This window comes from Wolbachia endosymbiont (group B) of Rhopobota naevana (assembly GCF_947250615.1).
GTDB lineage: Bacteria > Pseudomonadota > Alphaproteobacteria > Rickettsiales > Anaplasmataceae > Wolbachia.
The window spans coordinates 311,178-332,625 of the sequence record NZ_OX366333.1 but is presented as its reverse complement, the minus strand read 5'-3'; the positions used below and the strand labels follow the sequence as shown (position 1 = coordinate 332,625).

At 35.8% G+C, this 21,448-nt stretch carries 23 protein-coding genes and 1 pseudogene; 22 read left to right on the top strand and 2 right to left on the bottom strand.

The window, feature by feature from the left end; all coding sequences use genetic code 11:
• The first annotated feature begins 68 nt into the window (after positions 1 to 68).
• The 22 genes and pseudogenes from OOL01_RS01725 (at position 69) to OOL01_RS01620 (ending at position 18,426) form a co-directional block, all read left to right on the top strand.
• Positions 69 to 1,961, top strand: a complete 1,893-nt coding sequence (locus tag OOL01_RS01725; protein WP_264686977.1) for a hypothetical protein — start codon at positions 69 to 71, stop codon at positions 1,959 to 1,961.
• Between the two features lie 182 nt (positions 1,962 to 2,143).
• The gene (locus OOL01_RS01720) at positions 2,144 to 2,620 is read left to right on the top strand and encodes a hypothetical protein (protein ID WP_264686976.1); all 477 of its coding nucleotides are present in this window, start codon (positions 2,144 to 2,146) and stop codon (positions 2,618 to 2,620) included.
• A gap of 3 nt (positions 2,621 to 2,623) precedes the next feature.
• A complete protein-coding gene (locus OOL01_RS01715; protein ID WP_264686975.1) occupies positions 2,624 to 4,105 on the top strand; it encodes an ankyrin repeat domain-containing protein in 1,482 nt (493 codons plus the stop codon).
• Positions 4,102 to 5,928 (top strand): annotated as a pseudogene (locus OOL01_RS01710) (phage terminase large subunit family protein). The gene OOL01_RS01715 and the pseudogene OOL01_RS01710 overlap by 4 nt, the downstream one beginning before the upstream one ends.
• Position 5,929: 1 nt before the next feature.
• On the top strand, positions 5,930 to 6,154 hold the full coding sequence (locus OOL01_RS01705; protein ID WP_264686974.1) for a hypothetical protein: 225 nt from the start codon (positions 5,930 to 5,932) through the stop codon (positions 6,152 to 6,154).
• Between the two features lie 37 nt (positions 6,155 to 6,191).
• A complete protein-coding gene (locus OOL01_RS01700) occupies positions 6,192 to 6,800 on the top strand; it encodes a glycoside hydrolase family 25 protein (protein WP_264686973.1) in 609 nt (202 codons plus the stop codon).
• Positions 6,797 to 8,215, top strand: coding sequence for a phage portal protein (locus OOL01_RS01695; protein ID WP_264686972.1), 1,419 nt, complete (start codon positions 6,797 to 6,799; stop codon positions 8,213 to 8,215). The genes OOL01_RS01700 and OOL01_RS01695 overlap by 4 nt, the downstream gene beginning before the upstream one ends.
• Entirely contained in the window at positions 8,212 to 9,249 is a 1,038-nt protein-coding gene (locus OOL01_RS01690) for a S49 family peptidase (protein WP_264686971.1), read from the top strand. Before OOL01_RS01695 ends, OOL01_RS01690 begins: the two co-directional genes overlap by 4 nt.
• Before the next feature lie 141 nt (positions 9,250 to 9,390).
• Positions 9,391 to 9,762 (top strand): head decoration protein, encoded by a 372-nt coding sequence (locus OOL01_RS01685; RefSeq protein WP_264686970.1) that lies wholly within the window; start codon positions 9,391 to 9,393, stop codon positions 9,760 to 9,762.
• Between the two features lie 32 nt (positions 9,763 to 9,794).
• Positions 9,795 to 10,799 carry a major capsid protein gene (locus tag OOL01_RS01680; protein WP_264686969.1) on the top strand — a complete coding sequence of 335 codons (1,005 nt, stop codon included), beginning with the start codon at positions 9,795 to 9,797 and terminating at the stop codon, positions 10,797 to 10,799.
• Positions 10,757 to 11,110 carry a head-tail joining protein gene (locus OOL01_RS01675; RefSeq protein ID WP_264686968.1) on the top strand — a complete coding sequence of 118 codons (354 nt, stop codon included), beginning with the start codon at positions 10,757 to 10,759 and terminating at the stop codon, positions 11,108 to 11,110. Before OOL01_RS01680 ends, OOL01_RS01675 begins: the two co-directional genes overlap by 43 nt.
• On the top strand, positions 11,103 to 11,621 hold the full coding sequence (locus tag OOL01_RS01670; RefSeq protein WP_264686967.1) for a phage tail protein: 519 nt from the start codon (positions 11,103 to 11,105) through the stop codon (positions 11,619 to 11,621). The genes OOL01_RS01675 and OOL01_RS01670 overlap by 8 nt, the downstream gene beginning before the upstream one ends.
• Entirely contained in the window at positions 11,618 to 12,097 is a 480-nt protein-coding gene (locus OOL01_RS01665) for a hypothetical protein (RefSeq protein WP_264686966.1), read from the top strand. The genes OOL01_RS01670 and OOL01_RS01665 overlap by 4 nt, the downstream gene beginning before the upstream one ends.
• The gene (locus tag OOL01_RS01660; protein WP_264686965.1) at positions 12,084 to 12,548 is read left to right on the top strand and encodes a phage baseplate assembly protein V; all 465 of its coding nucleotides are present in this window, start codon (positions 12,084 to 12,086) and stop codon (positions 12,546 to 12,548) included. The genes OOL01_RS01665 and OOL01_RS01660 overlap by 14 nt, the downstream gene beginning before the upstream one ends.
• Before the next feature lies 1 nt (position 12,549).
• The gene (locus tag OOL01_RS01655; protein WP_262986467.1) at positions 12,550 to 12,804 is read left to right on the top strand and encodes a PAAR domain-containing protein; all 255 of its coding nucleotides are present in this window, start codon (positions 12,550 to 12,552) and stop codon (positions 12,802 to 12,804) included.
• Positions 12,805 to 12,826: 22 nt separating this feature from the next.
• Positions 12,827 to 13,162: a GPW/gp25 family protein gene (locus OOL01_RS01650; protein ID WP_264686964.1), complete on the top strand. Its 336-nt coding sequence runs from the start codon at positions 12,827 to 12,829 to the stop codon at positions 13,160 to 13,162.
• A 2-nt stretch (positions 13,163 to 13,164) separates the two neighbouring features.
• Entirely contained in the window at positions 13,165 to 13,941 is a 777-nt protein-coding gene (locus OOL01_RS01645; protein WP_264686963.1) for a baseplate assembly protein, read from the top strand.
• Positions 13,941 to 15,101, top strand: a complete 1,161-nt coding sequence (locus tag OOL01_RS01640; protein ID WP_264686962.1) for a phage tail protein — start codon at positions 13,941 to 13,943, stop codon at positions 15,099 to 15,101. The genes OOL01_RS01645 and OOL01_RS01640 overlap by 1 nt, the downstream gene beginning before the upstream one ends.
• Positions 15,102 to 15,285: 184 nt before the next feature.
• Complete coding sequence (locus OOL01_RS01635; RefSeq protein WP_151807972.1) at positions 15,286 to 16,014, top strand: ankyrin repeat domain-containing protein; 729 nt, start codon at positions 15,286 to 15,288, stop codon at positions 16,012 to 16,014.
• Between the two features lie 33 nt (positions 16,015 to 16,047).
• Positions 16,048 to 16,509 carry an ankyrin repeat domain-containing protein gene (locus OOL01_RS01630; RefSeq protein ID WP_151807973.1) on the top strand — a complete coding sequence of 154 codons (462 nt, stop codon included), beginning with the start codon at positions 16,048 to 16,050 and terminating at the stop codon, positions 16,507 to 16,509.
• A 4-nt stretch (positions 16,510 to 16,513) separates the two neighbouring features.
• Positions 16,514 to 16,948 carry a DUF2924 domain-containing protein gene (locus OOL01_RS01625; protein ID WP_264686961.1) on the top strand — a complete coding sequence of 145 codons (435 nt, stop codon included), beginning with the start codon at positions 16,514 to 16,516 and terminating at the stop codon, positions 16,946 to 16,948.
• On the top strand, positions 16,942 to 18,426 hold the full coding sequence (locus OOL01_RS01620; RefSeq protein ID WP_264686960.1) for a recombinase family protein: 1,485 nt from the start codon (positions 16,942 to 16,944) through the stop codon (positions 18,424 to 18,426). The genes OOL01_RS01625 and OOL01_RS01620 overlap by 7 nt, the downstream gene beginning before the upstream one ends.
• Positions 18,427 to 18,551: 125 nt before the next feature.
• On the opposite strand, the gene OOL01_RS01615 is transcribed toward OOL01_RS01620, so the two are convergent.
• Positions 18,552 to 18,698: a hypothetical protein gene (locus tag OOL01_RS01615; RefSeq protein WP_264686959.1), complete on the bottom strand. Its 147-nt coding sequence runs from the start codon at positions 18,696 to 18,698 to the stop codon at positions 18,552 to 18,554.
• A 101-nt stretch (positions 18,699 to 18,799) separates the two neighbouring features.
• Positions 18,800 to 21,448 (bottom strand): hypothetical protein, encoded by a 2,649-nt coding sequence (locus OOL01_RS01610; RefSeq protein ID WP_264686958.1) that lies wholly within the window; start codon positions 21,446 to 21,448, stop codon positions 18,800 to 18,802.

Here is a 21,448-nt window from a genome sequence, read left to right as displayed (position 1 = left end):
ACTGGTATATACCGTATTTTAATGAGTTTAGCGTAACAAATAACTTTGGATTAAATGTGGTGTACTCAATGAATCAAGAAAAGACGTTAGCTGGAGTAGTAACGTCGCAAACAAATAATGAAGCATCGTTTTCTGAAGAAGTAGAAAATAATGTTTCAAATTCTACACTATCTGTTAAGGAGAGAATTGAATTGTTTGAAAAAGGTACGAAGCAAGAACCTGACCTGAACACTGAATGCAAACTAGCTTCTTTAAATGTGATTAGCAATAGTAGCGATAGCAGTATTACAGCAAAAATAGACGAAGCAGGTGCTGATTTTTCAGTGAGTTGTTCTTCTTTAGTATTTGATGATGGTAAAGACATAGAGGACGAATTTAATGCAGTTTCTGAGGCAAATGGAATAGAATATAACCGTCCGTATTCTCTTGATCAGTTTGAGGCAGCATCCAACACATCTTCCAACCCCAAAATAGACAATACAAAAGAAATGCAAAAAGAGGAAGAGGATAAAGAATTAGGAGATAAACCAAAGCCGTTACCTAGGAATGGAATGTTGGAGAAGGACAATATTAGAAATGTAGCTCCACCTTCACCTAGAACAGCAGAAAATCATCGGTTGAGTATTATTCAGGATATTGCACCACCAAAGCTACCACATTCTTCTTTCCAATTAAATGGAGAAAAATGTGATGAGCAAGAAGCTATAGGAGAACCTATGTATGCAACTATAGACAAAAATAAAAAATTCTCGAAAAGAGGTTTAGATGGTGAAATAAACGATCAAAGTCCGGAGATGGAAAAGTCAAATTCTGAAGAAACATCAATTAAGAAAGGATCAGAAAATATAATTGGTGAACCTGTAGATCTGAATACAAAATTTTTAAAAAAGAGTTTGGAAGGAGGTGATAGTGGAATAGACAATAGAAGTGCAGAGATGACAAGATCAAATTCTCAAGTAACAGAAATGAGTGAGTCTTGTGGCAATCAAGGATGGGAGAATATGTCATTAAATCATGATAGTCCAGTTACACTTTCAACTAGCTCATCAGAAAAAAGTGATAATGAAGAAACCCCGTTAATTAAAAAAGAAAAGAAAACAAATAGAATTTTGCCAAGAGTAAAATATGCAGTGCAGCAGAAGGAATTTATAATTTTCGGTATAGCTGCTGTTGCACTTAGCGTTTCTGCAGCTTTGGTATATTTACAGGATAAAGCACAATTTATTGCATTTTTTGCAAACAGTGTCATCTATGTAACTATACCAATTCTAGCTGTTGCATTATTGGTTGCAATTAGTCCGATATTTTGTGGAATAAAGCAATTTAGAGATACTGAAGAGTGTCAAATAGGGAGAAAGAATGCGAATGAAACTTTGAATCAGGTGCGAGAGTATCAATCAAAAGATAAAGTAATAAAATCAGTCAAACTGGAATACGGCAATGGTACTCATTCGCATTTTACACTTAACGCTTGGGAGGGTAAGAACAACTTCATTAATATTGACGACAAAGTCATTAGTAGAAGAAATAAAGTAGAATCAGTAATCAAAGATAGGCCATTATTTACAGCATTATTAAGCAGTTTGGTTGCTGCAAATATAGTATTGCCTTTATTACTGTATGTAGAAGGTGGTATTAATAGTGTACAGAAGTTTTACCAGAACGCTTTGATTAATAACGTAGGGTTATCACTACTTATAGGCTCGAGTATACTTGCACTATCAGTGATATTCCTTGGAGTACATTACTACAGAAAAACAAATTGCACAAATCTTGTATATTGTGAGGAAAGAATTGAACCAGAAAAAGTTAATGGAAAGTTCATTGAGGAAATAAAGGAAGCAAGGACAAAAGTGCTTGAAGAAAACCATAGTAAAGATGCCAAATGCAGCAGTTTAACGCTAGAGCAAGTAGTGGTTGAATCTCATAACTACAAAGATGCAATTTATAGTATTAGTTGAAAATGGCCAAATTTCACTATGTAAAAAGAAAGCAGCTATAAACCGGAGTACTTCGCTCTATATTAGTAAAATATCTCTAAGACGCCGGCAAGTATAAACAGGTAGGAAATTGCTGATACTGGCAAAACCTTTTCAGAGATTCAAGAAGAAAATTCGTAGAAACAAGAGAGAGGAGAAAAAAAGTGAAAATCACACAAACAGAATGGGCAAGAGAGATAGGAGTATCAAAGCAATATGTCTGTTATTTAGTAAAGAAAGGGATAGTTGAGTTGGAGGATGGTTTGATCAATAGAGAACAAGCAAATGAAGCAGTAGCGGCAATAAGAGATCCAAGTCAGCCACTTAGGAGGAAAAATCCAGAAAACGAAAATACAAGTAACCTTTCCACGATGTTGCTAAAAACTCGAATAAAAAATGAAATGGAACGAGGTAAACTTCTTGAGGCGAAAGCTAAGGCTGAGATTGGTGAACTTGTAGCAGTAGAGGAAGTAAAGCGCGATGCATTTAATGTAGCAAGAGTTGTACGTAATAATTTGCTTAATATTCCAAATAGAGTTTCAGCACTGCTTGCATCACTGAGTGACACTGAAAAGATTCATATGGCGCTAACCGAAGAGATTACAAACTCATTACAAGAATTATCTAATATTAAGTTTTAAATAATGTCTGCTAACTTAAGTTTAGAATTAATAAAGTGTCTTATTAATCAACCAGGAGTGGATGTAAATGTTAGAGGATTAAATGGGAAAACCCCACTACATTATGCAGTAGAAATTAACGAGCTTAGTATGGTTGCTCTCTTACTAAATAGGAAAAATATTAATCCACTGATCACTGATGATAATGGTAAAAGTGCGCTGGATTGTGCAAGAGAAGAGATATTACAAGCACTAATCAATCACAAATATGGATTGGAGAAAGATAGCTTACTTCACTTAGCTGCGATGTTGAATGAAGCAAATGCTGTAAGGTTTTTACTCGACAAAGGGACTAATGTTAATGAGCAGAATGCTTTACTACATACACCGTTACACTTAGCGGCAGGAGCTGGGCATGAACAAATAGTAGAAATTTTAATTAGAGAAGGAAATGCGGACAAAGATGTTCTTGATGCGAGAAATCATGCAGCAATTCATTATGCAGTAAACAACAAGAAGCTAGGAGTAGTAAAATTACTTTCAAATCTTGGTGCGAATGTCAATATAGCTGGTAGCGGCAGAAATGCAATGAAATTATCTCCTTTGCACGTAGCTATAAGTAGCAGTAATTACGACGAAAGAGACTTATGTTTAGATATTGTAAGATGCTTAATAAATGTTCCTAATGCTGGAGTTAATTTACAAGACTATGAAAATAAAACACCACTACATTACGCTGAAAGACTTAAAACAATAGAAGTTTTACTAACTCGAGAAGATATAGATCCTTTAATTAAGGATGATAATGGCAAGACACCATTTTGTTATGCAAAAGAAGCAAATAGATTAGATATAGTAAAGATTTTAGCAAGTAATAGATACGGAGCTGATAAAAACAGTTTGCTTCATTTAGCTGCCAGAAAAGGATATGAAGACCTAATAGACGGTATTCTTGGTGAAGGAGTTGAAATAGATGCTGTAGATGAGAGTGGAAAAACGGGAATTTATGTTGCTGTAAAGCATGGTCACTTTAACGTAGTAAAGTTGTTGCTAAAGAGAGGAGCAGATGCCACGGATGTTTTTCAGTATGCAATAATAACGAACAACGCAAAATTAATAAAATTACTGAGCAAAGAGAAGGAAATAGTGTTATTTGGAAGACAGAAGAACTTTCCAACATTTCATTTATTGAGCAATAAATATTTTGAAGAAAGGAAAATAGCAGACAAAAAAATAAAGAAATATATCAATATCGTCTGTGTTTCTATAACAGTATGTGCAATAGTGATAGTGGGAATTTACCCTAACATTATAGCTGCGGTAATGGTGGGAATAGTTGCGCTCATAGCTGCAATAGCAATGAGTAATTTAACTCAGAAGTACATAGAAGAAGCACTTGAAAAGAAAATGTTTATTGAACTTGAAAGTGAGAAAACAAGTGAGTGCAGTTCTATTTTAAGTGATGTTGAGGTATCATCTAATGATGGTGAAGAGCTAGCAATATGATATACGCTACATCTTTTTCTGAAGGTTTAAGGCCAGATCCGCACCTTAAAGTATCAGAGTGGGCGAATGAGTATCGAGTTTTAGCGCCAACTGCAGCATCAGAGCCAGGTAAATGGAGAACGGAAAGAACTCCTTATTTAAAAGAAATCATGGATTCACTATCTCCATCTTCTCCAGCGGAGAAAATAGTATTCATGAAAGGAGCGCAGATTGGTGGAACAGAAGCTGGTAACAATTGGATAGGCTATATCATAGATCAGACACCAGGTCCAATGCTGGTAGTACAGCCAACAGTTGAAATGGGAAAGCGTTGGTCAAAAGGAAGATTTGCGCCGTTAATAGAGAGTACGCCATGTTTAAAGAGTAAAGTAAAAGACCCAAGATCAAGAGATTCAGGCAATACTGTACAAAGTAAGGAATTTCCAGGTGGAATAGTAGTAATAACTGGAGCAAACAGCAGTGTAGGACTGAGGTCTATGCCAGTAAAATATCTCTTTCTTGATGAAATAGACGCCTATCCAGGAGATTCAGGTGGTGAAGGAGATCCAGTGCTGCTCAGTATTGCTCGAACTAATACATTTGCACGGCGAAAGATTTTTTTAGTATCAACACCAACGATTCATGGAATAAGCAGAATTGAGAAAGAATTTGAAGCAACAGACAAGAGATATTTTTTTGTACCATGTCCGCATTGTAATTATTACCAAATTTTAAAGTGGTCACAAATAAAATGGGAAGATAAAAATCCAAATACAGCACACTATATGTGTATAGAATGTGGTGAAAAGATAGAAAATCATCAAAAGACAGAGATGCTAGACCGTGGAGAATGGAGAGCTACAGGGGCAAAAGAAGGGGAGAAAAAAGGATTTCATCTTTCAAGTCTTTATAGTCCAGTAGGCTGGTATAGTTGGCAACAAGCAGTAGAGGACTTTCTCCATGCAAAGGAAAGCGAACAATTACTGAAGGTTTGGATAAATACTACGCTTGGAGAAACCTGGGTAGATAAAGGAGAAGTACCAGATTGGAAGCAATTATTTAACAGGAGAGAATTTTTTCCCGTAGGCACAGTACCAAAAGGTGAAGTGGTTCTCACAGCAGGAGTAGATGTCCAAAAAGATCGGTTAGAAGTAGAAGTTGTAGCATGGGGAAAAAGCCGTGAAAGTTGGTCAATAGACTACCGAGTATTTGAAGGAGATACAGGAGGAGGAGAAGTATGGGGAAAGCTTTCGGAGCTCTTAAATCATCATTTTATCGGTGAAAATGGTCTTGAATACATGATAAGTATGATGGCGGTTGATGCTGGGTATGCGACACAAGAAGTATACAATTGGGTAAGAGGTCATCAAGGCTCTGGAAGAGTAATGGCAGTGAAAGGTGTAAATAAAGCTCTAGTACCACTTAGCAGCCCAAGTAGAGTAGATATAACAGTTGGTGGTCAAAAGCTAAAAAGAGGAATAAAGCTCTGGCCAGTGGGAGTATCGATATTAAAGTCAGAGCTTTTTTAATTACTTAATGTTTTAAAAGAAGGTGAAGAAGCTCCAGCAGGATATTGTCATTTTCCCGAATATGCACCTGAATATTTTAAGCAGCTAACGGCAGAGCAATTAGTCAGCAAAGTGGTAAAAGGATACACCAAACAAGAGTGGCAAAAGGTAAGAGAAAGAAATGAAGTGCTAGATTGCCGAATTTATGCGAGAGCTGCATCTATTGCGCTTGGAATCGATCGTTGGCCAGAGAGTAAATGGAATAGTTTGAGTGGAAAAATGGAAAGCAAAAAGCCTAAAAAAGTAAGGCAAAGCCAATGGTTGAATGAGAAGTGAAATGTATAACGAAGAATATTTAATTCAAGTCGAAGAAGCGATAAAGAAACTACAAAATGGAGAGAGAGTAGTATCAATTGCATATGGTGACCATATTGTACGGTACGGGGAAGTTCAAATAAAGGATTTATTGGAGCTCAGGCAACGAATAAAAGCGGGGTTAAAAGTTGCGGGCATGAAGCCAAAGAGAAAAATCGTTTTTTCAACAAATAAAGGAGTGATATGAGATGGTAGAAAGCAAGAGGATTAAAATGAGCTCAGATATGATTATAAACGCAGTAATAGATTTATCGCACTGGAATGAAAACATAAATTTTAAATTAGCAAGAGAAGATGGGATATTGGGAGTTATTCATAAAGCAACCCAGGGGTTGAAATACGTAGATCCAACGTATACAGAAAGAAGGAAAGCTGCTGAAGAAGAGGGACTTTTATGGGGTTCATATCATTTTGGAGTAGGAGAAAACAGAAGAGATCAGGCTAACCATTTTTTGGAAACAGTAGGTGAAACTAAAAATACCATAGTTGTTCTTGATATTGAGAAAAATCAAGGTGGAAAAAATATAGAACCAAAACAAGCAGAGGATTTTGTAGAAAGGATTTTAGAAGCAACAGATCACTTGCCGTTGATTTATGGAAGCGCTAATTTTCTGAAAGATTTTGCCACACCGATTTTGACAAAATGTCCGTTATGGATAGCAAGATGGGGAGAAAAATCAGTTTTACCAAAAGGCTGGAATGATTGGATTTTATGGCAATATACAGATGGTAATGAAGGCCCAGAGCCACATGAAGTAAGTGGAATCGGAAAATGTGACAGAAATAAATTTAACGGAACTTTGAAAGAATTAAGAGAATTTTGGTTAGTATGATGCTGAAAAATTTCAAACAACTATTTAGCAAGCCAAAAATCAAAAGTTCAGCCTGGGATGCATCTGGCTCAGGAAGAAGATTTTTTCACTTTCAACCAGAGTTAGGAAGTATAAACAATTTGCTGTCTCAAAACCTTGAAACTTTACGTAGTAGATCACGTGATATGGTGAGAAAAAATCCATATGCAGCAAATATCATTGATACAATAGTAAGTAACTCTATTGGAACAGGAATAAAACCGCAATCAAAAGCAAAGAATGCAGAATTTCGAAAGAAGGTGCAAGAATTATGGCTGAAATGGACAGATGAAGCAGACAGTAGTGGAGTAAGTGATTTTTATGGATTACAAGCTCTGGTATGTAGGAGCATGATAGAAGGTGGAGAGTGTTTTGTACGCCTCCGACATCGTAAACTCGAAGATGGATTTTCTGTACCATTGCAACTTCAAGTATTGGAATCAGAGCATTTGGACAATAAGAGCAATCAAATACTAGCCAATGGTAATGTAATAAGAAACGGGATTGAGTTCAATAGACTTGGGCAAAGAGAAGCATATTACCTATTTAAAGAACACCCTGGTGAAAGTACGTTTGGAGAATCAGTGAGAGTACCAGCAAACGATGTTTTACATATCTATAGATCACTAAGACCTGGGCAAATTAGAGGAGAGCCATGGCTTTCTAATATACTGCTAAAGCTTTATGAACTTGATCAATACGATGATGCAGAATTAGTGAGAAAAAAGACAGCAGCGATGTTTGCAGGATTTATTACGAGACTTGATCCTGAAGCAAATATTTTAGGTGAGGCGCAAGCAAATGAGCAAGGAGTAGCACTATCAGGTTTAGAGCCAGGAACTATGCAACTTTTAGACCCAGGTGAGGACATAAAATTTTCAGAACCATCAGATGTAGGGGGAAGTTATGAAGCATTCATGAGACAGCAACTCAGGGCAATAGCGATTGGTACAGGGATAACATATGAACAGCTAACAGGAGATTTAACAGGTGTTAATTATTCATCCATTCGAGCAGGGCTGATAGAGTTTCGTCGTCGATGCGCTATGCTGCAACATAACATTATGGTATTTCAGTTTTGCAGACCAGTATGGAGTAGATGGCTAGAGTTAGCAGTAGTTTGTGGAGAATTGAGTATAGATGAAAAAGTAGTAAAAGCAGCGAAAGAAGAAGTAAAATGGATACCACAGGGATTTGATTGGGTGGATCCACTGAAAGATCAGCAAGCACAACAAATGGCAGTAAGAAATGGATTTAAGAGTCGATCGGAAGTAGTATCAGAAATGGGTTACGATGTTGAAGAAATTGACCAAGAAATAGCAGAAGATCAAAGACGTGCAAGCGAACTGGGCTTAAGTTTTGATTCTGAGGTTACTGCAAATCAAGAGGTGATATGAAACAACAATGGCTAAACAGATGTGTAATGGTAGAACCAAGGAGTTTTGAGTTACTGTCACTACAAACAGGAAAGCAGCCTATCTTTAAAAATATAAAACATGCAGTAAGAAATAGTGAAAGAGGAATAATACCGATACATGGCATTTTAACTAAAAAACCTGGTGCATTTGATGAAATGCTCGGAATGACATCATATGAGCAAATAGAAGAACAAATTACACAAGCATTAGCAGATAGTAGCATAGAGACAATTATACTGGAAATAGATAGCCCCGGAGGAGAGGTAAACGGTATATTTGACCTAGCTGACTTTATTTATGAATCAAGAGCAAAAAAGAGGATAATAGCGATAGCAAATGATGATGCATATTCTGCTGCGTACGCTATAGCCTCTAGCGCTGAAAAGGTATTTGTGAGCAGAACCTCAGGAGTAGGAAGCATAGGGGTAATTGCAAGTCATATAGATCAAAGTGGATTTAATGAAAAATGTGGAATAAAATATACCACAGTATTTGCAGGAAGTAGAAAAAATGATTTAAATCCACATGAGCCAATGACGTCTGAAAGTATGGAAAGCTTACAAAAAGAAGTAGACCGACTATATGAAATGTTTGTGCAGCTAATAGCGAGGAACAGAGGTCTTTCAATTGAAAAGATTCGATCAACAGAGGCAGGGCTATATTTTGGGGAGAAAGCAGTAGAAATAGGCCTTGCAGACGGAATGACAATTCTTTCATCTATTAATAAAAACAGGAGTATTACTATGAATGAACAAACTACAAATGACCTAGAAACTGATAATTTAACCAAGTATCGTACTGAAGTTCTTGAATTAATACGTTTATGTAATTTATCGAAGATGCCAGAAAAGATAGGAGAATTTATTGAGCAAAGTGCAAGTGTTGAGCAAGCTAGGGAAGTTTTAATGGAATTACTTGCAGAGAGAACAAAAAAGACAGAGATACTGAGTGCAATACCACAGAATTCAGGAGAAGAATTGATGATGCAGGTAGCGAAAAGTCGGTGCATTTAAATTTTATAACCGCCGTATATAGTGCTCTGTGGTAAACAAGTGTTCAAAATGCGCCATAATGGCTAATTATAAGGTAATAACCGCGGTGTATAGCAATTGTAAACGCGGCGGTAAAAAAATAAAAAAAGGAGAGAAAAAGGTATGACAAGTATAACTGAACAAAATAACCTTGGTGACCTATTAAAGTATGAAGCATCAAGTCTATATTCAAGAGACCAAATAACAGTAGCTAAAGGTCAAAATATTAAACTTGGTGCAGTAGTTGCCAAAAAGACGGACGATGGTTTTATTAGAGTACTTAATCCCATTGGAACAGATGGCACACAAACAGCAATAGGTGTAATAACAAGTGATGTAAACGCAACGGAAAACACCAAAGCAGTAATCATTACTCGTATAGCAATGCTAGCAGATCATGCAGTTGTATGGCCAGCAAGTATCACTGAAGAGCAGAAAGCTGCAGCAATAAAGCAACTTGAAGCACGAGGGATCATTGTCCGCAAGGGAGTTTAACTAAAATTAATAGGAAAAAAAGGAGAGAAAAAATGCAAAATCCATTTACAAATACAGCATTTAGCATGACGGCACTAACAAATGCGATGAATATATTGCCGGTAAATTATGGACGTGTTGAAAATTTAAACTTGTTTCCAAGTAGGTCAGTAAGATTTAGACATATTACCATAGAGGAGCAAAATGGAGTATTAAGTTTACTACCAACGCAGTTACCCGGAGCACCAGCAACAGTAGGAAAAAGAGGAAAAAGAAAGGTAAGAACATTTACGATTCCACATATTCCGCATGATGATGTAGTACTGCCAGAAGAAGTACAAGGAATAAGGGCATTTGGGTCAGAAAGTGAACTTAAAGCACTGGCAGATGTAATAACGGATCATTTGCAATTGATGAGGAACAAACACGCAATAACATTAGAACATTTGAGAATGGGTGCACTAAAAGGAATAATTTTGGACGCTGACGGGTCAGAATTATTAAATCTGTACAACGAATTTGAAATCACGCCAAAAGTAGTAAATTTTGCCCTGGGAACATCGACAACTGATGTAAAACGTAAGTGTCTGGAAGTACTCCGGCATATAGAAGATAATCTAAGTGGTGAATATATGACTGGAATTCATGCACTGGTAAGCCCTGAGTTTTTTGATGCACTCACTTCTCATAGTAAAGTAAAAGAAGCATATGAAAGATGGCAAGAAGGAGCAGCGCTAAGGAATGATATGAGGTCAGGATTTACATTTTGCGGAATCACATTTGAGGAATACAGAGGACAAGCAACTGACCCTGAAGGAACGGTTAGAAGGTTTATTGAGAAAGATACAGGGCACTGTTTTCCACTAGGAACAGCAAGCACATTTACAACATATTTTGCACCAGCAGATTTTAATGAGACAGTAAATACTCTTGGACAGCCACTATATGCAAAACAAGAACCAAGGAGGTTTGATAGAGGAACAGATTTACATACGCAGTCAAATCCTCTTCCAATGTGCCACAGACCTGGAGTATTAATCAAAATTACTGCAAGTTGACGATTATAGAGAGGTTATTGAAGGATTGTTTTGATCATCTAGGAGTGGAAGCCATATATTGTAATAAAAATAAGGAGGCGATTCGAAAAATAAAAGTGCTAATTAAACGTCCTGACACTACGCACTCTCTAGGTACAGATGGAGCATTAACTCAGCAAATTGCTTCTATAGAAATACGTGATCAGGACGTTACTTCCTTTAGCATAGGTGATTATATCAAGATTGAAAAAAGGTTCTACAAGATTTTTGAACCACCGTTAAAAGATTCTTCAAGTAAAATATGGAAAATTGAGGCAATAGAAAGTGTTTGATATTAAAACTAGTAACAATATTAATGAAATAATCTCCAATATTGAAAGAAAAGAGCAGAAAATAAAACTGGCAGCTATAAAAGCGTTAAACAAAACGGCACTATGGTTAAAAGCGCAAGCAGCTAAGGAAATCAGTGAGGAAAAGAAGATAAAACTAAGTTTGATAAGAAAGAGATTAAGAATTTTTAAGGCGAAAACTAGCAGATTAGACGTGTTAATTAGAGCGAATCTCTATGACATTAGAGCATCGACAATTGGCAAAATACAAAAAACAAGAAGAGGATCGAAAGTAGGAAAGTATGAGTTTATAGGAGGATTTGCAGCAGTTATGCCAAAAGGAAATAGCGGTATTTTTAAGCGTGAAGGAAGAACAGCATTACCAATACAAGAAGTAAAGCTACCAGTGGAACCTGAAGGCTCAAGAATAATAAAAGACCTTGTTGATTATGAGAGTGAGAGAGTGTTTGAGAAATACTTTAAGCATGAGCTAAACTATATTTTAAAGATATGACAAAGTTCTGGAAAGATTTACATCAAGCAATTTGTACTAAGTTAAAGGAAGAAATACCGGCTATACAGACATGTGAAATTTATCCAGCAATAAGAAAAGAATTAGTAGCGCCAGCGGTGTTTGTAGAACTAGCAAGTTTAGAACCAGGTAAAGATGCAGGTACTGAGGAATTAGCATTGAAAGCCAGGTTTGAAGCGAGGATTGTAGTTGATGGAACAGTAGAGGATTCCTCGGTAGTTGTTAGAACATTAGCTGCTGAGGTTGCAAGAGTAGTGAACAAGAATACCTGGGAAAAGAATGTATCTCCGGCTGAATTTCTTTCTGCAGAGCCTGATGGATTTAGACCCGAATTAGATGCGTATTTGGTGTGGATGGTTGATTGGAGTCATCAGCTTCATTTAGGTAAATCAGTATGGGAAGAGGGGAAAATTAAGCCATATAAAATAGCAGTGGGAGAAATGCATGTTGGAAAATAATTTTGCGATTTCAGAGTTACAGAGAAAAGTAGCAAATATTATTCGTGTCGGAGTCATTAAAGAAATAGACTATGAAAAAGCAAAAGTAAGAGTTAAAATAGGCGAATTTTTAACAGATTATTTACCGTGGATAACAAGCAAAGCAGGAAAAGACAGAGATTGGTCTCCGCCAGATATCGATGAACAGGTTATGATATTTTCTCCTCTTGGTGAATTATCATTAGGAGTGGTATTAGGAGGAATATATCAGGAAAAATACCATGCACCAGAGAATAAAAAAGAAATAAATAGTGTGAAGTTTCAAGATGGGACAAAGTTTACATATGATAAGGAAAAACATTATTTAGAGATTGAAGTAGTAGATAAAATAACACTGAAAGCTGGGGAATCGAGCATAGAAATGACAAAAAGTGGAATAAAACTGAAAGGAAGTATAATAGATTTAAATTGACATGAGAAGAGCTATAGTTTGTACAGGTGATAATTGTACTGGAGTGCCTATTCATGTTTGCGTAAGCGGGAGTAAAGATGTGCGTATTAATGGTAGATCTGTCTGTCGTAGAAGTGATACCTTAACTATGGGAGAGACACTAACACAAGGATCAAACAGCGTATTTGTAAATGGTATTGGTGTAGCGAGAACAGGTGATGTGGCGTCCTGTAGTTTTCAAGTAGTAAGTAAAAATCAAAGTGTGTTTTCAAAATAAAAAAGATTAAAGTAGTCGAAAAATGAAAGGAATGGATGCTAAAACAGGAAAAGCGTTAGAAGGAATAGAGCACTTAAAACAATCAATAATTGATATATTAACCACTCCTATTAATAGTAGAATCATGAGAAGAGATTATGGATCAAGACTATTTGAGTTAGTGGATAAGCCAATAAATAGAGATTTAACTTTGGAAATCTATGCAGCAACAGCAGAAGCTCTACAAAAGTGGGAGGAAAGATTTAAGCTAGAAAAAGTAAAAATGACAGAGGTGAAAGAAGGAAAAGTAACGCTTGACCTAGAAGGATTATACTTACCAAGCGGGAAAAACATTCATTTTGAAGGAATTGTAGTGTAAAGATGCAGCAGCCAAATATTATCGAACCACTGAACTTTGAGGAGATATTTTCCAGAATGAAGGAAGAGTTAGTAAAGCGAGATGAAAGTTTTACAGCATTAGTTGAAAGTGATCCAGCGATAAAGATTTTAGAAGTAGTAGCATGGCGAGAACTTTTACTCAGACAAAGGATAAACGAAGCTGTAAAGGGTAATTTACTTAAATTTGCAGTAGGAGAAGATCTTGATAACTTAGCTGAATTTTATGGAGTAGAGAGGCAAAAAGAAGAAGAGGATGAAAGATTTAGAAAGAGGATAAAAGCAAAAATAGCAGGTTGGTCAACAGGAGGAAATTATAGGTATCACGCACTGTCAGCAGATAGTAGAGTAAAAGACGCATTAGTAGAATCACCTATACCAGGAAAAGTACAAATTTCAATCTTATTAACAGAATTATCCACACTGCCAGAAGAGCTACTTGAAATTATAAGAAAGCAGGTTACTAGAGATGATATAAGAGTTTTAACAGATACAGTAACAGTAATTGGTTGCAATATTACGGAAATAGATATTCACAGCAGAATGAGCATAAGTCCTGTAATATCAGAGGAAGAAATCAAGAAGCAGTTTATTAAGAAGTTTGAATTAGCAAAAAGATTAGGGTGGAGTGTAACAAGATCTTGGATAATAGCGAATCTATTTGTAGATGGTGTAGAAAATGTGGAATTAATAGAGCCAAAAGAGGATGTTGTGGTGCTAGGTAACGAGTGTGCAAATTTGCGAAATTTAAAGATTGAGTAATGCTATTACCCCCAAACGCAACAAAGCAAGAGCAAGCACTGGTTGATGCAACAGATTATAAGGTTGATCCGAGCTGTATCAGAGGATTTAAGTTTAGTCTTAAAGAAGAAACATTGCCTTGGATAATAGAAGAATATGGTTTAGAAGAAATACTGCGCTGGGTAAAAGATAGAAGAAAAGCCATAGTAGAAGGAGTAAAATTTCAAAGACTGAGAGGAACTCCAGCATCACTCAAAATAGCGCTCAAATGGGCAAATATAGAAGATATTACAATTATTGAGGAGCCACCTGGTAAACATTTTTTCGAGTTGCAAATAGGAATAAGAGATGTTCCAAATGACTTTTTTGTAGATGCAGTAGTAGAGCTGACAAAACTATCATTACCTGCAAGATCCAGATTGATGAGAATTTTTAACGATTATTATAATGCGCAGAGATTTATATTGGATGAGAGTTTATTTGGAGATCTTCTTTCTGACTATTCAGGTAGAAAGGTTGAAAAAGATGGGCCAGTGTTATCGTTTGGAAGAGTAAATTTCTTCAGGTTTAGTGTTACGTCAATTAAGGTTATAGAGAGTTATCTACGCAACCATTATGAACAAACATTTAGTAATGACATATATCGATTAGATGTAGCAGTACTTGGAGAGACAGAAACTCATACAAAGGATTACAAAGGCATCTATGAAAGGAGTCATCAGTGGTACAATTTAAAAGCACTATATCCATTACCACAAAGTTTATTACCAGAAATAAAGTTTGCTAAGGCACAAATAGTATTATCGGACAGTTGGAACTTAGGAGAAATAAATGCGTGCTTTCCGGTTGGTAGCATAGAAGAAGAAGGAAATAAATTTGTATTGGGAAACGATAAACTTTCAGGGCAACGTTGGAATTTAAAACACAAACCAATTTTAGAAAGGTTTAGCGTTACCCATAATTATAAAGTAGAAAATTATACTGATCAAAAGATCACAAAATATGTTTTAGCAGAACACAATGTTTACTATAAAAACGATTTAGATACAGAGCAAAAAGACTCAATACACGAATTAGAAAAGCACATTTTAGTGTTTTATTCAGGAGTACTGAAGTGGCACGAACATCGACATTTGCACAGAAGTTGGGAAAATAGTCAAGCAATATGTATAATAAATTAAATACTTATATTTAGATCCTCATATATTATATTAATAATAGGTTAAAGTATATGAAATAAAAAGAAAAGGACTTGCTTTCTCATGCTAAAAAGGACATGACTTGAATAGTAGCAAGTAAACAAAAGAAATTTACTTTGCACTAGAGAGAGCCGAATTAGGCTGATGTTTTTATAGTGGGGTAAGTATGAAGTTTAGCAAAGAAAAGAGAGAATCTTTTAGTAAGTTCTTGAAGGAAGTATCAAGCAACGGATTTAAGAATATTAATAAAAGAAATAAAGAAGGAGAGACGATATTACACCAAGCAGTAGAAATCTCGAATTACAAAACAGTAAGGTTATTAATAAAAAAAGGGGCAGAGGTAAATGCAAGAGATAAAAATGGTTATACACCACTGCACTGTGCAGTATTCGCAAAAAGTTTAGAAAATGTAAAAGTGCTGCTAAGGGAAGGAGCGGAAGTAAATGCTACTCAATATGTTAGTGGATGTACGCCATTGCACTCTGCATGCAAAATAGGAGGAGCAGGAGTTGAAATAATAAAAGAGCTAGTAAAAGCAGGGGCTGAAGTTAATCAACTGAATAAATATGGTGCAACACCAATGTACTATATCTGGGAAAGTGAAAAGTATCGTCTATGTGATAGCACGGAGAGTGAAAAGGCGAGTAAATTTCTGAGAGAAAAAGGAGGAATAACAAAAAGTAGAAAACTGACGTGCTATGGAATAGAGGGGCTAGTGGGAGAAATAGCAGATATGTTGGATAGGAGCTATTTACCTGAGTTCAAAATAATAGAGATAGAAGAAATAAGGAAGAAAGATAAGTCACTAATAAAGGAAGAGTGTAAAAATTTAGCGAGCAAGATAATGAGCCAAGTGAACGAAATGATAGATGAGGTGGTGAGAAAGAAGGCTTAGGGGTTTAAATTTAAAGAAAAGGTGAGGTAAATTATGAGTAAAAAAGAAAAAGAGAAGTCACTATTAGAGAACTCATGTAAAAATATTTATGAAAGAGACGAAAAGGGAAGAACGGCTCTACATTATGCGATAGACGCAAAAACAGTGAGGTTATTAGTTGAAAAAGGAGCGAATGTGAATGCAGCAGATGTAAGAGGACATACAGCACTGCATCTAGCGGTAACGGAGAAACGCCTAGAAACCGTGAGAGAATTAGTAAAATCAGGAGCAAATGTAAATGCGGAAGAATATGGAAGTAAATGCACTCCATTGCACCTTGCATGTATGGTGGGGAAAGTGGAAATAGTAGAAGAGTTAGTGGAAGCAGGAGCTGAAATAGAGCAAGCAGATAAATTTGGAATGACAGCGATGGATTATGCAAAAAATAGTGAAGAAATAGCCAAGGTATTAAAGAAAGAAACAGACAGAATTGAAAAGCTATTTATGAAGGGCTAAAAATATGGAGAAAGAAATAGAAAAGAAAGTAATGAATTTAGATAGAAAACCTTTGGATGAGCTGAGAGAAATATGGAAGAAGGTATATGGAGAAGAAGCGCCTAGATACTCAAAGAAATATCTGATACCAAGATTGGCTTATAGAATGCAGGAAAAAGCGTATGGAGAAATGTCAAGAAAAGGGTCAAAAAGACTAGAGTATCTGGCAGATCGACTAGAGAAGGGAAAAAGAATAAGTAGCGATAAATTACCAGTAGAAGGGACAGAATTAATACTAGAGAGAGGTGAAGAGACGCATGCGGTAATGGTAACAGATAAGGGTTTAATCTACAGAGAAGAGTTTTACACGTCATTGTCAGCAGTAGCCGGAAAAATAATGGGAATGAGTTACAACGGCCCTCTCCTATTTGGGATGAGAGAAAAGGAGAAAGGATGCTAAAAGAGGTGAGATGCGCAATATATACAAGAAAATCAAATGAAGATGGTCTAGAGCAGAAGTTTAACAGCTTGGATGCGCAACGAGTAGCATGTGAAAAGTATATAAAGAGCAGAGAAGGTTGGGTAGCATTGGCAAAAAGGTACGATGATGGAGGATATTCAGGAAAGAATTTAGAAAGACCAGCAATAAGGGAATTATTTGAAGATGTAAAGGCAGGAGAAGTAGATTGTGTAGTAGTATATACGCTAGATAGGCTCTCGAGAGAAACAAAAGACAGCATCGAAGTAACGTCATTTTTTAGAAGGCATAGAGTAAATTTTATAGCAGTAACGCAGATATTTGACAATAATACGCCAATGGGGAAGTTTGTACAAACGGTATTATCAGGAGCAGCACAGCTAGAAAGAGAAATGATCGTAGAAAGGGTAAAAAATAAAATAGCAACGTCAAAAGAGCAAGGATTATGGATGGGAGGAACTTTACCGCTGGGATACGATGTAAAAGATAAAGAATTAATAATAAATGAAAAAGAAGCAAAGACAGTGAAGCACATATTTGAAAGATATGTGGAGCTGAAGTCAATGGCAGAACTAGCAAGGGAATTGAATAATCAAGGTTACAGAACAAAATCAGATATCTTTAAAAAGGCCACGGTAAGGAGAATAATAACAAACTCAATATATATGGGAAAAATCAGGCATTATGAGAAACAGTATAAAGGAAAGCATGAAGCAATAATAGAAGAAGAAAAGTGGAAAAAAGCACAAGAATTGATAAAGAATCAACCATATAGAAAAGCAAAATATGAGGAAGCGCTGCTTAGAGGAATAATTAAGTGCAAGAGCTGCGATGTAAATATGACGTTGACCTATGCAAAAAAGGAAAATAAAAGGTATCGATATTATGTATGCAACAATCATTTAAGGGGAAAGAATTGTGAATCAATAAATCGAACAGTAGTAGCCGGAGAAGTAGAAAAAGAAGTAATAAAGAAAGCGGAGCAGCCATATGAAAATGGGAAAGAAAAGACCGAAGAAAAATGGAAAAATTTAAATTTTGGAAAGCAGAAAGAAGTAGTGAAAAAGTTAACAAGAACAGTATTGGTGAGAGAGGATGGAATAGAGGTGAGTTCAGAGGATAAGGTGGAATTTATACCAATGTGGTTAAAAAAGAAAGGAAAGAAATGCACAGTAATAGAACCAGAAGGCAAAACAAACAATGCGCTACTGAAAGCAGTGGTGAGAGCACATCTGTGGAAGCGTCAGCTAGAAGAGGGAAAATATAGAAGTGTGAAAGAGCTGAGTACCAAAATTAATATAGGTACAAGACGTATACAGCAAATTTTAAGGTTGAATTATTTAGCACCAAAAATTAAAGAAGACATAGTACATGGGAGACAGCCAAGGGGTTTGAAGTTAGCTGACTTGAGGGAAATACCGATGTTATGGAGTAAGCAATTGGAAAAGTTTTTGGCTTAGCATTGTAACGTTTATAAAAGTAACAAGAGATCGAAAAGCTAGAAAACCAATACTTCAAAACAAAGAACCTATAACATGCAAGAAGATGTTGATGAAACGAATTTAGGTAAACTAGTGTTAAAAGCTTAATTATATAACGAAAATAGTGATAATCTTATATATATATAACGATCCCGGAGTTCCAAAATTATTGCGTAAGAGCCGAATATTCCTGACAGCTCTTCTTCTGCTGAATCATGTATTTGGTCTGATAAAGTGCAGATATCTGCCATTTCTCCTTGCCTTGAGCGTATGGTTTATAGTGCATACTTCTGAGCCTCCTACCTATACCTTCACAAGTAGCTATTCAACAAAGTATGCTGGATTAACGACATTACGGTCTGCTGATTGCTTCAACATCACTATCATTAGAATGTAAAGAACTTAATGACTGGCTACGCAACATCAGTGGTACTTCATCTAACTTACTACTTGGACCTAGCTGATCCTCATTAGTGATATCTATTAAAATGGTTTCAAACTCTTGCCTAGCTTTCTCTCCTAATACTTTTTCAATTTGTGAAGAATTGCCGTCCTGTGCTTTTATAAATTGGATCAAACCTTGTCTAAAGCTTGTATCCTTTAGAAGTTTAACCTGTTCATTCTCCAGCTTGGAACCCAAGAGATCGATATTCCCTTGACCGAAAAATTTTTCTGCTTCTACATCCAATCTTTCTTCATTCTCTTCTATATTTACATTCAGTTCAGCTTTTTCTCCAGCTACAAAAGGTTTTATTGCTTTTTCAATTAATTTAACATCAATTGTACCTGTTCTTTTAATCTCAGCTTCGTTATGTTGTATTGTCTGCATTATTGAATCCAGCACCTGCTCCGGAGAAGATTTGTGCCTCACAACATGCTGCACAACCTCCTTTACAATATCATCTTCACTATTTTCTACCATATTACGTAACTCATCATCAAACTTTAATTTTCTAAATGACTGAGTAATTAATTTTATTACTGTACCTTCTAGCTTAAGCTTGTTTGCCCTTTGAGACTCTTGTTCTATTTTTTTATCAGTTTCTCGCGTATGTCTTTGTATTTTTTGTATTTCTTCTTCCATCCTTTTAAACCATGTTTTCTCTTTTCTAAATTCCTCTTTTAAGCAAACAATACATCTATTCAGGATTTGTATTAATATTACTCGCTTCATTTCTCCTCTTGTTGCTTCTGTCGATCCGTATACTTTACCTTTTATCTCATATACAGAATTATCCATAAATTCTCTTATTGGATGGTTATACGCAAAACTACCTAAACCTTCTTTTTTGATTGATTTCACCCACTCTTGCAGCTCGGTGAACGAACACCTAGCTATACACTCTTCAACACAAAACTCTATATTTCCTGGTGTTTTAACATTTGTTTCAAATATATCCATAAAATGTGGTATATTGGATGAAAACTCATGTTCCGCATAATAACTATTAAATAACTGATTCATCACATTTTTGTATTCTATAATTGGCAAGATAAAGCATTTATCTGGGTTAGCCTGGCTTTCTTGAAACGATCCTTTCAACAGTTTTTCAATCTCTTTATTGCTTGGTAAATTACCAGCTAGCAATATAAATTGTTGGGCACCCTCTTTTAAAAGCTTTTTAACCTCATCTTTGATACTTTTTAATTTTTCATCTTTATCGCACCTATGTTTTAAATCAAGCAAGTTATTAAACCAAAATTCCTCGTAACGACCAACATAATCATCTATTAATTTCTCAAAGTCTTTTTTCAACTGCTTGGATGGCTTTATTCTATGATCTTCAAAAAGTTTTTGTGCTTTTTCTAAAAAATCATTGCGACAGTAAAGTAAATGAGATTGCCGCCAAATTGTTATGTTCCTTAGTTCCGCTACTACTTTTCCATTTATCAAACCTATACATTTATCTCTATTTTGGTGTAAAAAGCTAAATGGTACATTAGCGAACGTTCCATACCTAAAAGTATCCCTTTCCTCTTTTGAAGTTTCATACAACTTTTTCATGATTTGATTCATATTAGTTAGATTCTTCATTTTTTCGTCTTGTGCGTCCGATAAGCTTTTTGCTTGCTTGTCTGAATGAACCTTAAGTGCTAACTCTCTATACTTATTCGTAAATACTTCTTTAAAAGATAGGTCATATTCTTTCATTGCTTCTTCACTGTAACCTGAGTTTCTAACATGAGCTAAGCTTTTATCTAGATTAGTTAAAGTTTGGGAAGAAAAACCAATGGAATATAATGCCTGTTCCAACTCCATATTATAAACCATTGCAGATTCAAGAAAGCTTATGCATCCTGGAACATTTAATTGTTTGTTCGAACCTGAAGGACTCGTCTGTGATTGATAACTGCTTGAACCTTGAGCAGTCTGAGCTTCACTCTGTTGTGTTATTTGCTGCTCCACTTGAATATCAGATACCATAAAACTATCGGATTGTTGACCTCTATTCATATAGCCTCCATTTTGTTGAAAAAGAATAAGACGATGGGTAAGTACTGAAGTAAATGATACTAACACCATTCTATGTAAGAAAGAATAGCTTGAATATTTTTCTGCTCTTTGCTTCTGACTTTCAGTGAGAATGACTTCGCCAACTTTAGAGCTCCATGGCCACCACCAATACTTTGGTGTTTCACCAAGCAACTTTAACAACTCAAGTTGATTGATTGACTCATTATTACCTTTTCTTTTCGTATTTTGATAATCAATAGCAGCTGTTGTTGCTATTCCGAGCAATATTACTCCCAAAGTTGTTGCTGCGGTGACTGTTGCTTTACGTGTTGATACAAACGAAGCAAGCGCAGCAACAGACGCAATGCTATAAGTTAAAATCAAACCACTTTTTGTATAATTCGGATAGTTACCCTTTTTTATTACATATAATTGATCTAATAATGTAGGACCAAACTCCCATCCAAACATCCGATATTTTCTATGGCTTGATAAAAACTTCACAACATTTTGCTCCCATAAACATGCTCTTTCAGGTAATACCAT